This is a genomic window from Pseudomonas sp. efr-133-TYG-103a (genome assembly GCF_030209235.1).
Classification (GTDB): Bacteria; Pseudomonadota; Gammaproteobacteria; order Pseudomonadales; family Pseudomonadaceae; genus Aquipseudomonas.
Map to the genome: position 1 here is coordinate 165,033 of NZ_JARVSK010000017.1, position 13,102 is coordinate 178,134.

At 63.8% G+C, this 13,102-nt stretch carries 10 protein-coding genes; 4 read left to right on the forward strand and 6 right to left on the reverse strand.

Annotated elements, in window-relative coordinates:
* Nucleotides 1-15 precede the first annotated feature (15 nt).
* The 6 genes from xylB to QRN36_RS16135 form a co-directional block, all read right to left on the reverse strand.
* Nucleotides 16-1,497: a xylulokinase gene (xylB, locus tag QRN36_RS16110; RefSeq protein ID WP_285424958.1), complete on the reverse strand. Its 1,482-nt coding sequence runs from the start codon at nt 1,495-1,497 to the stop codon at nt 16-18.
* A gap of 27 nt (nt 1,498-1,524) precedes the next feature.
* Entirely contained in the window at nt 1,525-2,523 is a 999-nt protein-coding gene (locus QRN36_RS16115; protein WP_285424959.1) for a LacI family DNA-binding transcriptional regulator, read from the reverse strand.
* A 26-nt stretch (nt 2,524-2,549) separates the two neighbouring features.
* Entirely contained in the window at nt 2,550-3,491 is a 942-nt protein-coding gene (locus QRN36_RS16120; protein ID WP_285424960.1) for an ABC transporter substrate-binding protein, read from the reverse strand.
* Between the two features lie 61 nt (nt 3,492-3,552).
* Nucleotides 3,553-4,476, reverse strand: coding sequence for a ribose ABC transporter permease (locus QRN36_RS16125; RefSeq protein WP_373568760.1), 924 nt, complete (start codon nt 4,474-4,476; stop codon nt 3,553-3,555).
* 90 nt (nt 4,477-4,566) lie between these two features.
* Nucleotides 4,567-6,165, reverse strand: a complete 1,599-nt coding sequence (locus QRN36_RS16130; RefSeq protein WP_285424962.1) for a sugar ABC transporter ATP-binding protein — start codon at nt 6,163-6,165, stop codon at nt 4,567-4,569.
* 333 nt (nt 6,166-6,498) lie between these two features.
* A complete protein-coding gene (locus QRN36_RS16135; protein ID WP_093459170.1) occupies nt 6,499-6,897 on the reverse strand; it encodes a nuclear transport factor 2 family protein in 399 nt (132 codons plus the stop codon).
* Nucleotides 6,898-7,085: 188 nt separating this feature from the next.
* On the opposite strand from QRN36_RS16135, the gene QRN36_RS16140 reads away from it, so the two are divergent.
* The 4 genes from QRN36_RS16140 to QRN36_RS16155 all read left to right on the forward strand — a co-directional run bounded on the left by QRN36_RS16140 (nt 7,086) and on the right by QRN36_RS16155 (nt 12,938).
* On the forward strand, nt 7,086-8,273 hold the full coding sequence (locus QRN36_RS16140; RefSeq protein WP_285424963.1) for an ABC transporter substrate-binding protein: 1,188 nt from the start codon (nt 7,086-7,088) through the stop codon (nt 8,271-8,273).
* A gap of 83 nt (nt 8,274-8,356) precedes the next feature.
* Nucleotides 8,357-9,226 (forward strand): branched-chain amino acid ABC transporter permease, encoded by an 870-nt coding sequence (locus tag QRN36_RS16145; protein ID WP_093459172.1) that lies wholly within the window; start codon nt 8,357-8,359, stop codon nt 9,224-9,226.
* Nucleotides 9,223-11,715, forward strand: a complete 2,493-nt coding sequence (locus QRN36_RS16150) for an ATP-binding cassette domain-containing protein (protein ID WP_285424964.1) — start codon at nt 9,223-9,225, stop codon at nt 11,713-11,715. Before QRN36_RS16145 ends, QRN36_RS16150 begins: the two co-directional genes overlap by 4 nt.
* Complete coding sequence (locus QRN36_RS16155; protein WP_285424965.1) at nt 11,712-12,938, forward strand: amidohydrolase family protein; 1,227 nt, start codon at nt 11,712-11,714, stop codon at nt 12,936-12,938. The genes QRN36_RS16150 and QRN36_RS16155 overlap by 4 nt, the downstream gene beginning before the upstream one ends.
* The last annotated feature ends 164 nt before the right edge of the window (nt 12,939-13,102 follow it).

The window sequence follows — 13,102 nt, forward strand, 5'->3', positions numbered from 1 at the left end:
GATCGCGCCCGCGCCTTAGCCGTGCAGCGCCTGCGCAGCGGACAGTAACCCGCGAAACTTCGCGTAACGCTCGCGCAGCGCAGGCTGGGTCGCGGCGATTGGCCGATAGCGCGCTTTCACCGGCATGCCTTGCTGCAGCAACTCCCCCTGCTCGATCGCCAGAAAGCCCAGTCTGGCCGCGCCGATGCAGGCGCTCAGCTCGCTGCCCTCCAGCGTATACACCTCGCGGTCGAGGATATTGGCCAGCAGCTGCGCCCAATAGTCACTGCGCGCACCGCCACCGACCAGCGCGCAGGCGTTGACCGTCGCACCCGCTGACACGCACGCGTTCATCGCGTCCAGCAGGCCAAAACCCACTCCTTCGAGCACCGCATAACCGAGCATGGCGGGTGTGCTGTCGTGCCCCAGATTCATGAAGCCGCCACGCAGCAACGGGTCGTTGTGCGGCGTCCGCTCGCCAGCCAGATACGGCAGAAAAACCGGACTGGAAATCGGCACCGGGCGGTCCGCTGGCAGGCCGAGCCGGACAAGTTCGAGCAACGTCTGCTCATCCGGCTGGCCCAGCAGACGCGTCACCCAGCGCAGGCAACTGGCGCCTGCGAGCATGGCGCCCATGGTGTACCAGCGTTGCGGGAGCGCGTGGCAGAAGCTGTGCACCGCTTGCGCCGGGTTGCCAGCGGGACGATCGGTAATGGCGACGATGGCCGCGCTGGTGCCAAGGGTGACGAACGTATCGCCCGCCTGGATTGCGCCGATCGCCACTGCCGAAACGGGATTGTCGCCGCCACCGGCCGCAACGGCGAGACCGACCGGCAGCCCGAGCTGCGCAGCGGCCTCGCGGGTCAGGGTGCCGCAGCGCTGATCCGCTTCCAGCAGCGTCGGCATGTGTTCACGGGTCAGGCCGGTGGCGTGCAGCATGGGTTCGTACCACTCGCGGCGCGCCACATCCAGCCACAAGGTCCCCGCGGCATCGGACATGTCACTGACACGTTGGCCGGTCAGCAACAGGCGCAGGTAATCCTTGGGTGAGAGTACGCAGTCGATCCGCGCGAACAGTTCCGGTTCCTGCTGGCGCATCCACAGCAACTTCGGCGCGGTCAGCCCTGCCATCGCCAGGCTGCCGGTCACTTCAGCGTAGTGCGGGTAATCGCGGTTGAGTTGGGCGGCCTGCGCCACGGCGCGGGAGTCGTCCCACAGAATGGCCGGGTACAACACCTGCCCTGCGCCATCGAGCATCACTGCGCCATGCATCTGCCCGGACACGCCCACGCAGGCAATCCGCTGCCAGGCTTGCGGCTGACTGTCGCGCAAACGTGCCAGCGCGGCCAGGCACGCGTGCCACCAGTGCGCCGGGTCTTGCTCCGACCAGCCCGGCTGGCGGCGAGAAACACTCACCCGCTCGCCCGACTGCGCCAGAATCGCGCCGCTGGCGTCGAGCAAGATGGCCTTGAGTTCGGAGGTGCCCAGATCGATGCCCAGAGAAACAGCCTGGTTCATGGGTGTTCAATTCCTTGTGGCGGGCGCTCAAGGGCATCCGCACGAATTTCGGATACGCAGCGTCGGTGACAGCCGCTCGGACAGGCGTATGCCATCAGGGTGGTCGATGCGCTGGAGCAATAGTTGCACCGCCCGCGCGCCCAGTTCATGCACCGGCTGGGCGATCACGCTCAGCCGCGGGACAAAAAAGTCGGCCCAGTCGAAGTCGTCGAAACCCACCAGCGCCATCTGCTCGGGCACCCCGACTCCGGCGTCACGCAACGCGTGCATGGCGCCAATGGTCATCAGGTTGTTCGCCGCCATGATCGCGCTCGGCGGCTCATCCAGGCTCAGCAACTGACGCGCTGCAAGACGCGCCGATTCACTGTTGGATTCGCCGTTCACCAGCAGCGCGTCATCGAAGCGCAAACCGCCATCGGCAAGCGCCTGCCGGTAGCCCTCGATGCGTTCCTCAGTGGTGCTCAGGCCTCGATGGCCGGCGATCATGCCGATACGCCGATGGCCATGACCGATCAGATGGCTGACCAGCGCATGAGTGGACTGGCGGTTCTCCACGCCGACCTGGTCGAAGCCCTGGGTCGCCAGCCGGTCGACGAGCACGGTGGGAATGGCGTTGGCCTGCAGATACGCCAGCGCCGCGCGCTGCGGATCGCTCGAAGGCGCCAGCAGGATCCCGTCGACACGCCGGTGATGCAGCGCCGTGACCACGCGCAGTTCCTGCTCGGGGTCGTCATGGGTGTCGACGAACAGCATCATGATGCCGTACCGCGCGCACTCGGTTTCGATGGCATGCACCGTCTCGCTGAAGTAATGGTTCGACAGCGCCGAGATCCCCACGCCGATGGTGTTGGTGCGCGAGCGGGCGAGCGAACGGGCCAGGGTGTTGGGGATGTAACCCAGCGCTTGCACGGCCTGCTGCACCGCTTCGACGGTCTGCGGACTGACCTTGCGCGTGCCGTTGAGCACGTGGGAAACCGTCGAAGTCGACACCCGCGCAAGGCGCGCCACATCCTCCATCCTGACCACAGCGTTCACCCCCTCAGCGCGGCGTTTCAGTGCTTGCTCGACCAGCCCGTGTAGCTGCCGACATTGTCGCGGGTGATCAGCTTGGGCGTCAGCTGCGTCACGGCTTGAGCGGGTTTCTTGTCGTTGAGCAGATCGTTGCCGATCACCACCGCCTGCTGGGCCATCGCCCACGGGTCCTGACTGGCCGAGGCTTGAATCGAGGACTCGGACTTGAGCGCATGTTCGATGTCCGGCGCGCCGTCCACCGACGTGATGATGATGCCTGCGCGTTTCAACTGCCGGGCCGCCAGGTCGCTGCCGATTGCCTGCGGATCATTGATCGCAAACAGGCCGTCGATTTTCGGGAAGCGCGTCAGGTAGCCCTGCATCGCGTTAAGGCCGCCGTCCCGCGAGCCTTTGGCGTCCTGATCGTCGGAGAGAATCTTGATGTCCGGCGCGGCGGCGAACGCTGATTTGCAACCCGTGACGCGATCAGTGACGGCCGTCACTTGCGGGCCGTTTTCGATGATCACGTTGCCCTTGCCCGAGAGCTTGTCGACGATGAACTGGCAGGCCAGCTTGCCCGCTTCGACGTTGTCGGTCTGCACCGTTGCGTCCACCCCGGTGGCGCTGACATCGACAGCGACGACCTTGATGTTCGCGGCCTGGGCTTTCTTGATGGCCGGGGCGATGGCCTTGGGGTCCACCGCGTTGATCAGGATCAGATCGACGCCTGCGGCGATGAAGTTATCGATCTGCGAGAACTGTTTGCCCAGGTCGTAATCGGCGGACACCGAGGTGACCTTGACACCGGGGTTGATCTCCAGCGCCTTGGCCTTGGCGCCGTCGGCCAGGGTCACGAAGTACGGATTGCCGAGCGAGCCCAGGCTGATGCCGACGGATTTCAGCTCGCGGGCCTCGACGCCCTGGGACAGCAAGGCTGCGAAGGAAAGAGAAACGACAGCAGGAAACAGGCGTTTGAAGTTCATGATTGCTCTCTTGTGATTATTGTCGCGGCGGTTGCTTGAAATTCAGGGTCGGCAGCGTGCATCAGGTCCGCGCACCGGATTGACGATAACGGTCCAGCGCCACGGCACCGATGATCACGATGCCCTTGATGATGTACTGCCAGATGTCCGACACGCCCAACAGCACCAGCCCGTTGGTGAGCACCGCGATGATCAGCGCACCGATCAGCGTGCCACCGATGGTGCCGACGCCGCCGGTAAAACTGGTGCCGCCCAGAATGACTGCGGCGATGGCGTCCAGCTCGTAGGACTGCCCCAACTGCAGGCCGTTGGCGGCGAACAGCCGTGAGGCACTCATCACCGCACCCAGTCCGGCCAGCGCTCCGGACAGCGCGTAGACGAACAGCAGGACTTTCCACACCTTGATGCCGGACAGCCGCGCCGCCTCGGGGTTGCCGCCCACCGAATAAATCTGCACGCCCATCACGGTGCGGCGCAGGATGAACCATGACATCGCGATCACGGCCACGGCGATGATCACCAGCCACGGCACGCCCAGCACCGAATCGTTACCGATGAAAGCAAAGGGCAGATCGGGGTTGAACACGGTTTTGTCGTCCGCCAGTAACCGGGCCAGGCCGCGCATCGCCGTCAGCGCACCCAGCGTGACGATGAAGGGCGGCAGGCGCATGAACGCAATCAGGCCGCCATTGACCAGCCCCAGCAACAGGCCGAAACCGATCCCGGCGAAGATGCCGAGCATGCCGTACTGCGGCGACATCGAGGCCTGCAACGCGACCACCGCCGACGCGGCGAGAATGGCCCCCACCGAGAGGTCGATGCCGGCGGTGAGAATCACGAAGGTCATGCCCGCCGCCAGCACCACATTGACCGAAGCCTGCTGGGTGATGATCGACAGGTTCTGCCACGTCATGAAGCTGTCGGTCATCAGCGCGAAGCCCACCAGCAGCAACACCAGCACCGGCAACATGCCGAGGGTGCGCATCCACTCTTTGGCCCGTTCCCGCCGGCTGATAGCGTCTACCCGCGGCGAGTTTTCCAGGGTCAGACTCATGGCCTGGCCTCCTTATTGTTGTTATTTAGAGTTTTTGAAGTCTGTTGCACGTCCCTGTGGGAGTGCGGTGTCTGTAAGGCCGGGTGCCTGCTCGCCCCCGGTTGCAAGATCGATGATCCGTTCCTGAGAAATCGCGTGCCCCGAGGCGCCGCCGACTTCGGCCACCAACTGCCCTTCACGCATGATCAGCACGCGATCGCAGGTGCCGATGATTTCCGGCAGCTCGCTGGAAATCAGCACGACGCCGACGCCGGCTTTCGCCAGGTCGTTGATTATCCGGTAGATCTCGGACTTGGAGCCGATGTCCACGCCACGGGTCGGCTCGTCCAGAATCAGCACGTGGGGTTTGACTTCCAGCAAGCGCGCCAGCAGCACCTTTTGCTGATTGCCACCGGACAGCGCGCCAACGTTGACCTTGCCGGACGCCACGCGAATCGACAGCGCGCGGATGGCCTCCAGCGCACGCCGCGCGCCGCGCCCCCGGTCCAGCACGCCACCGGCATGAGCGTCCGGCACGCAGGCGCAGACGTTGATGTTGTCGCGCACGCTCATGTCGAGAAACAGCCCTTGTGCCTTGCGATCCTCCGTCAGATACACCACACCGGCACGTATGGCGTCAGTGGGATTGCGCAGCGGCTCGACGACTTTGCCGGCCACTTCGAGCGTGCCCGAGGTGCGCGCGTCGGCAGCGAAAATCAGTCGCGCCAGTTCGGTCCGGCCCGCGCCGACCAGCCCGGCGATACCCAGCACTTCACCGGCGTGCAGGTCGAAACTGCACGGTTTGACGCGTTGGCCGTCGGCCATGTCGCGCACGCGCATCACCACTGCGCCGGGGTCATAGGCGGCGTGTTCTTTCTTGTAGAAACCGGAAAGGTCGCGCCCCACCATCATTTTCACCAGGGCCTCGGCCGACAGCCCGTCGCGCTGCAGCATGCCGACGTATTCGCCATCGCGAAGCACCGAAACGCGGTCGGACAGTTCGTAGATTTCGGCCATTCGGTGGCTGATGTAGATGATCGCAAGGCCCTGGTCGCGCAGTTGCTTGATGAGGGCGAACAGGCGGTCGGTTTCCCGTGAGGACAGCGGCGTCGTGGGCTCGTCCATCACCAGAATCCGGGCATTGGCGTGCAGTGCCCGGGCGATCTCCACCAACTGCCGTTCGGCGATCGAGAGCACGCTGACGCGGGTCGAGGGTTTGAAATCCGCACCCAGTCTCGCCAGTACCTCCACGCATCCCGCTTCCATCGCCTTGCGATCGATGCTCCAGCCACTGCGCAGCTCACGGCCCAGGTAGATATTTTCAGCGACGCTCAGGTTCGGGCACAGGCTCAACTCCTGATAAATGACCGCAATGCCCCGCGCCTTGGCAGTCAGCGGGTCGAACGCGGCAAGCGCATGGCCACCGATGCGGATCTCGCCGCCGGCGTCGGCCTGATACGCGCCCGAGAGGATTTTCATCAGCGTCGACTTGCCCGCCCCGTTCTCACCCATCAGGGCGTGGACTTCTCCGGCGTAGACTTTCAACGCGACGTCTTTGAGCACGCGCAGACCGTTGAAGGTCTTGGAAATGGCGTTCATTTCCAGCACGGGCACGGGGTGTTCAGCGAGGATTGCGCTCATGGTCGAGCGCCTGGGAGGCGTGTGACGGATGCGGCAGTTGCAGAAAAAACACGCGGCAGCAGAGCAGACGAGCTGTTCATGGGTATCTCCGAGGTTTCTTGTTTTTATGCCTGGCCACCTCGTTCGGGTGACGCTCGGGAATTACGTTGAAACACTCTAGAACAGCTGAAACGATTCACGCAAGCGCTTGCTTTTTTCTGCCGACGAAATCACCCGTCTCCCTGGCATGACCGTCGCGGCTGTGAAGTCGTCCGTTATCAGCACTCGTCGGCAGGCGATGACTCGGAAACGCCACCGCCCACCGTTCCATCCGCACGCGGGATAAAGTGACCGTCAGGCCTTGGCGATTTCCGGCGCCAGCATCCACTCGGCACTGTCGTTCCACACGTCCATGCGGGTGATCTTGCCGTCGCGCACTTCAAAGCGGTCGAGGTAACGATTGCCCGAGAAGCTGCGGCCGTCCGGCCACTCCCCGTACAAAGTGCCGTTGGAGTAGACGACAGTGTGATCGCCCCGGTCCATCCAGTCGAAATTGCCCAGCGCTTTCTTGACCCACGCGTAGCGTGCTCCGTTGAATGCCGTAATGGCGAGCGGGTCCGGCATCGCGCGGCCACCGGTAAACGTGATCTTCACATCGTGGCTCATGAACGTGGCGGCTCGAACCGGATCCGGCGCCATGGAAGCCTCGAGAAAATTGCTAACAATCTGCACCGCTTCATTCGTTTCAGACATCACTGATCCCCCTTTCACTTGATATGACGATGAACCTGACCGTGCCTTCACGTGGTGCACCGTGCGTTAATCTGGAGCGTGTTTGCTGGCTCTATTCCCGGTAAACGCAGGCATTCGGGCCAGGCTTGGACTGGCATCCTACTTGCTAGCAATAATTTTACAAGTGCTAGCAATCAGGAGCATCACCCATGTCATTCCGGCTTCCAAACATGCAGCGTCTGTTGTTCCCAGTGGCGGCGGCTTTAACGCTGACCCTTGCAATCGGTGGCGGCGCCCAGGCGGCCGAACCACCGATCAAGGTCGGTCTGGTGGCCGCCTTGTCGGGGCAGTCCGCCAAGTCCGGCGAAGCACTGACTCGCGGCCTGACCATGGCCATCAATGAAGTCAACGCCCACGGCGGCGTGCTGGGCCGCCCGCTTGAGCTGGTGCGCCGTGATGACGAAAGCAATCCGTCCAAGGGCATGCTGGCCGCTCGCGAGCTGATTCAACGAGAGAAAGTCACGGTGCTGTTCGGCGGCCTGGACACCCCGGTGTCGCTGGCGATCGTGCCGCTGGCCAACCAGCTGAAAGTCCCGTTCATGGGCATCTGGGCGGCAGGTACAAAGATCACTGAAAACGGCGCGGCGGATAACTATGTGTTTCGCGTATCCGCAGTCGATGAGCTTGTGGACGAAGCGCTGGTCAAGTACGGCGTCGATCAGGGCATGAAAAAGCCCGGCATGATCCTCATCAATAATCCGTGGGGTGAGTCGAACGAGGCCGGTTTCAAACGCGCGCTGGAAAAACGCGGTCTGCAGAACGCCGGCGTCGAACGCATTCAGGACAGCGATCTGGACGTGGTGCCGCAATTGACCCGGCTGAAAAACGCAGGCGCCGACACGCTGCTGCTGGTAGGCAACGTCGGCCCGTCGGCGCAAGTGGTCAAATCGCTGGATCGCATGGGTTGGGACGTGCCGGTGGTGTCGCACTGGGGCCCGGCCGGTGGGCGCTTCGGTGAACTGGCAGGTCCGGGTGCCTCGCGCGTGCATTTCATCCAGACGTACGTATTCACCGAGCACAACAACGCCAGGGGCGACGCCCTGCTCGCGTCGCTCAAGGCGGCCTATCCGCAGATCAAGAGCCTGGCCGACGTGACGCCCGCAGTAGGGATCGCCAACGCCTACGACGCCTTGCACCTCAGCGCGCTGGCCATCGAGAAAGCTGGCAACACCGAGGGCAAGGCGGTGCGCGACGGCTTCTATGCGATCACCGACTACGACGGCCTGATCAAGCACTACACCCAGCCGTTCACCGCGCAGAAGCATGACGCCCTCGGGCCGGACGACTATGTGTTCACGCACTTCGAGGGCGATCAGATCGTTCCGCTCAAGCCGTGACCCAGGCAGCGGCCTGACCCGCCAGGCATGTCTTCGGCGTCGGCGCTGTCGACGCTGTTTTTCCAAGCACTAAGGATTTCGCCATGTTCACCGCCGCCATTGTCACAGGCCTGGGCCTGGGCAGTATGTACGCCCTGCTCGCCCTGGGTTTCCACTTGACCTACGTGGTCTCGCGCACGGTCAACTTCGCTCAGGGCAGCGCCATGATGGTGGGCGCAGTCGTGGGCTACACGCTGTGCATCACCTGGGGTCTTTCGCTGTGGCTGGCGCTGCCGCTGACCCTGCTGCTCAGCGGCGTGTACGGGCTGGTCATCGAACGCTGGCTGGTGCGCCCGTTTCACAGCCGAGGCTCGCAAGCCTGGCTGATGGCGACGGTGGCGGGCGGAATCCTGGTCGACAACCTGGCACTGTTCACCTTCGGCAAGGAGCCGCGTCAGTTCGAAAGCCGCCTGGTCAACCTCAAGGTCGAGCTGTTCGGCAACGACATCGGCGCGCTGCAAATCCTGATTCCGCTGATTGGCGCGGCCATTGCGCTGGCGCTGTATCTGGTGCGGCGCCACACCCGTCTCGGCAAAGTGCTGGAAGCCTGCGTACAGAATCCGCGCGCGGCGATGCTGATGGGCATCAATGTCAATCGCGTGGTCGCCATCGCGTTCGCCGTTTCGACCATTTTCGCCGCCATTGCCGGCCTGTTGATCGCGCCGCTGTTCAGCGTCAACGCGGAGATGGGCATGTTGTTCGGCCTGAAGGCTTTCGCCGTCGCGATTCTGGGCGGCATTTCCAGTGCCGGAGGCGTCTTCGCTGCAGGGCTGTTGTTCGGCTTGACCGAGGCGCTGATCACGCTCTATTTCGGCTCGGCATTCACTCAGATCTTCACCTTTGCACTGGTGATTCTGGCGCTCGCGATCCGCCCTGACGGCCTGTTCGGCAGCAAGGCACTGGTGAAAGTATGAAAAACCTGCAAACCCTCCTCGGCCCTGTTTCCATTGCGGCGCTGGCGCTGTTCAGCGTGGCGGCGGCCTTCGTGCTCGACAGTTACTCGTTACTGGTCTTTACCCTCTGCGCGCTGGCCGCGGTGGTCGGTGTCGGCCTGAACGTGCTGATCGGTCTGAGCGGACAGATTTCCTTCGGCCACATCGCGTTCTATGCGATCGGCGCCTACGTCAGCGCGCTGATGACCCTGGCCGGGCTGCCGCTGTGGCTGGCGTTGCCGACTGCCGGGCTGGTGGCGGGCGGCGTCGGTGCGCTGCTGGCGATTCCGGCGCTGCGGGTGACCGGGCCTTATCTGGCGATGATCACCATCGCCTTCTCGTTCGTCGTGCATCACAGCCTCATCGAGTGGCGCGACGTCACCGGTGGGTCGAACGGCCTGATGGGCATCCCGCTGCCGGAGTTCGCCGGAATCGACCCCTCGATCCTGCTGGCACTGATTGCCGCAGGGTTGATGATCGCCGCGCTGACGTTTTATCAGCGCTTGCATCACAGCGGCTGGGGCAAGGCGATGCGCGCGGTGAAAGCGTCGGAAATCGCGGCACGCTCGCTGGGGTTCAACCCAGTGTTGAGCAAGACCCTGGCATTCGCCTTGTCGGCGTCGCTGACCGGGCTGGCCGGTGCATTGTTGGCGCCGCTGCTGATGTTCATCAACCCGGAGTCGTTCCCTTTCTCGCAGTCGATCCTGTTCGTGCTGGCGGTGATCGTCGGCGGCAGCGGCACGCTGTTCGGCCCGGTACTGGGGGCTTTGCTCATCGTCCTGGTGCCTGAATTGCTGTCGGATTTCGCCGAATACCGGCTGCTGATTTTCTCGGTCCTGTTGCTGATCGTGCTGTGGATTGCGCCAAATGGTCTGCTGGGCGCCCTCGCCCGGCGCTGGATCAAGCCAATACCGCTGACGCCTCCCCAGCAGATCGACCCCAAGCGCCTGGCCGATTATCTGGGCGGGCACCCGCACCGCGAAGGTCTGCACATTCGCGACATCGGCATTCGCTTCGGCGGCGTGCAAGCGGCGCAGCAGGTCAGCCTTCATGCACCGGCTGGCAGCATCACCAGCATCATCGGGCCGAACGGCGCCGGCAAAACCACGGTGCTGAACATGATCAGCGGGTTCTACAGGCCTGACAGCGGCCGGATTGACCTCGATCAGCCGCTCGCCGGTCTGCCAGCCTGGAAAACCGCTCGCGCCGGGATTGCCCGCACGTATCAGACCACCCAGTTGTTTGGCGAAATGTCAGTGCTGGACAACGTGCTGGTGGCCATGCAAAAAGGCCGTCTGGGCTTCATTTTCAGCCGCGCCACTGCGCAGCAGAGGGCACTGGCGCTGGATCTGCTGGCACTCGTGGGTTATCGCGGTGCGGTGAACATTCCGGCCGAAGACCTGCCCCACGTCGACCGTCGCCTGGTGGAAATCGCTCGCGCGCTGGCCACCGCGCCGTCGGTGCTGCTGCTCGATGAACCTGCAGCCGGGTTGAGTCGCCGGGACACCGACGCGCTGGCCGATGTGTTGCGTCAGTTGTCGGCGTTCGGCTTGACGGTGATCCTGGTGGAACACGACATGGCGCTGGTGATGTCGGTGTCGCAACGCCTGCTGGTGCTCGACGCCGGCAAGCCGATTACCGTGGGCACACCGGCGCAAGTGCAGCAGGACGAGCGCGTCATCGCGGCGTATCTGGGCGGCACCGATTATCAGGCCAGCCCGCGGGAAACCCAGTGGGACGGCAGTCACGACGCACGTCTTTTCGTCAAGGATCTGGTCATCGATTACGGCGCTGCGCCGGTGGTGAACAAGGTCAATCTGGTGGTCAATCCGGGCGAGCTGGTGGCGATCCTCGGTGCCAACGGTGCGGGCAAGTCCAGCATTCTGCAGTGCCTGGCCGGCCTGCATCGCGCTTCGGGCGGCAGCATTCTGCTGGACAACGAAAACATCGAACACAGCAGCGCCAGCAGCATTGCCGGTCAAGGCCTCGCGCTGGTACCTGAAGGGCGTCAGGTGTTCCCGTACCTGAGCGTGCGCGACAACTTGCTGCTGGGCAGCTACTCGCGCCGGGACACGGTCGACGCCGATGCCGAAATCGAGGCTATCCTGCAGCGCTTCCCGCGCCTGCGTGACCGAATCGACAGCCCCGCCGGACTGCTCTCAGGGGGCGAACAGCAGATGGTCGCGGTTGGCCGTGGCCTGATGGCCAAACCGAAAATCCTGCTGCTCGACGAACCGTCGCTCGGCCTGTCGCCCTCGATGATCGGCGAGTTGTACGACGCGCTGGCAGCGCTGCGCGACGAGGGCGTGACGCTGTTGCTGGTGGACCAGATGGCCAACCTCGCCCTGCAGGTCGCTGATCGTGCCTACGTGCTGGAAACCGGCCAGGTGATCAAATCCGGCAGCGCTGCGCAACTGCGCGAGGACACCGAACTGGCGGCTGCCTACCTGGGCGAAGGGGTCACGGCATGAGCGCGCTGATCATCCACAACGCCCGCGTCGGCAATGATCCCGGGCTGTCCACATTGCTCGTCGAAAACGGCCATTTCGTCGAGGCCTTCAGCGGCGATGCGACGTTGCGCGAGACGCTCGATCTTGAGGGTCGGCTATTGCTGCCGGGGCTGGTGGAAACGCATATTCATCTGGACAAGGCCTGCATCATGCAACGCTGCCAGTTGCAAGCGGGCACCCTGGCGGAGGCGGTGCAGCAGACCCGCACCGCCAAGGCCCGATTCACCGAAGAAGATGTGTATCGACGCGGCGCGCAGGTGCTGGACAAGGCCATCCTGCAAGGCACCACGCACATGCGCACCCACGTCGAACTCGACCCGCAGATCGGTCTGATCGGCTTCAACGCGATACGTCGTCTGCAAGCCGATTACCAGTGGGCCGTGAGCCTTGAGATCTGCGTGTTTCCGCAGGAAGGCATGCTGAACAATCCCGGCACCGAAGCGTTGTTGCGCCATGGACTGGAAAATGGTGCGACCGTGCTCGGCGGCTGCCCTTACACTGACAGCGACCCGCTGGGCCAGATCGACCGGCTGTTCGAGCTGGCGGTCGAGTACGACTGCGACCTCGACCTGCATCTGGATTTCGACCTGAACCCGCAAGGCATGACCGTCGACCACGTGGCCCTGTGCACCGAGCGCCACGGCTGGGGCGGCCGGGTGACCATCGGCCACGTCACCAAGCTGTCGGCCCTGCCAATGGAGCCCCTGATCGCACTGGGCATCCGGCTGGCCGAAGTCGGCGTGCAGGTCACCTGCCTGCCGAGCACCGATCTGTTCCTCACCGCTCGCGAGCACTTTCACAACAAGCCAAGGGGCCTGGCACCCTTGGCGCACCTGCATGCCTGCGGCGTGACCTGCTCGGTCTCGACCAACAACATCGGCAACCCGTTCACGCCCTACGGCGACGCCTCGCTGGTGCGCCAGGCCAACCTGTTCGCCAACGTCAGCCAACTGGGCACCGTGGCGCAATTGCTGCAATGCCTGGCGTGGGTATCGACCGAGTCAGCGCGGCTGCTGCGTCTGCCACACTACGGCCTGACGCCCGGCTGCCACGCCGACTTCATCGTCTTCGACGCCCCCTCACCCGCCGCCGTGATCGCCGAAATCAGCCCGCCCCTGATGGGATACAAACGCGGCAAACGCACCTTCGAACGCCCGCAAGGCAGACTGCTCATGCCTGATTGACCGCTTTGACAGCAGGTTCCCATGCAGGAGCGCGCTTGCTCGCGATCGGCTGCGAAGCCGTCGTGAATCAGCCTCCGTGATTTGTCTGATAGAACGCATTTACCGGTTTTGCTGCCGGTACCCGGCAGATCGCGAGCAAGCTCACTCCCACAGGTATCGCGCCC

Excerpts from the sequence above, each read along its gene's own strand:
- xylB (WP_285424958.1), bottom strand. The coding sequence starts at position 1,497 with ATGAACCAGGCTGTTTCTCTGGGCATCGATCTGGGCACCTCCGAACTC.
- QRN36_RS16120 (WP_285424960.1), bottom strand. The coding sequence starts at position 3,491 with ATGAACTTCAAACGCCTGTTTCCTGCTGTCGTTTCTCTTTCCTTCGCA.
- QRN36_RS16125 (WP_373568760.1), bottom strand. The coding sequence starts at position 4,476 with ATGCGCACCCTCGGCATGTTGCCGGTGCTGGTGTTGCTGCTGGTGGGC.
- QRN36_RS16130 (WP_285424962.1), bottom strand. The coding sequence starts at position 6,165 with ATGAGCGCAATCCTCGCTGAACACCCCGTGCCCGTGCTGGAAATGAAC.
- QRN36_RS16135 (WP_093459170.1), bottom strand. The coding sequence starts at position 6,897 with ATGTCTGAAACGAATGAAGCGGTGCAGATTGTTAGCAATTTTCTCGAG.
- QRN36_RS16140 (WP_285424963.1), top strand. The coding sequence starts at position 7,086 with ATGTCATTCCGGCTTCCAAACATGCAGCGTCTGTTGTTCCCAGTGGCG.
- QRN36_RS16145 (WP_093459172.1), top strand. The coding sequence starts at position 8,357 with ATGTTCACCGCCGCCATTGTCACAGGCCTGGGCCTGGGCAGTATGTAC.
- QRN36_RS16150 (WP_285424964.1), top strand. The coding sequence starts at position 9,223 with ATGAAAAACCTGCAAACCCTCCTCGGCCCTGTTTCCATTGCGGCGCTG.
- QRN36_RS16155 (WP_285424965.1), top strand. The coding sequence starts at position 11,712 with ATGAGCGCGCTGATCATCCACAACGCCCGCGTCGGCAATGATCCCGGG.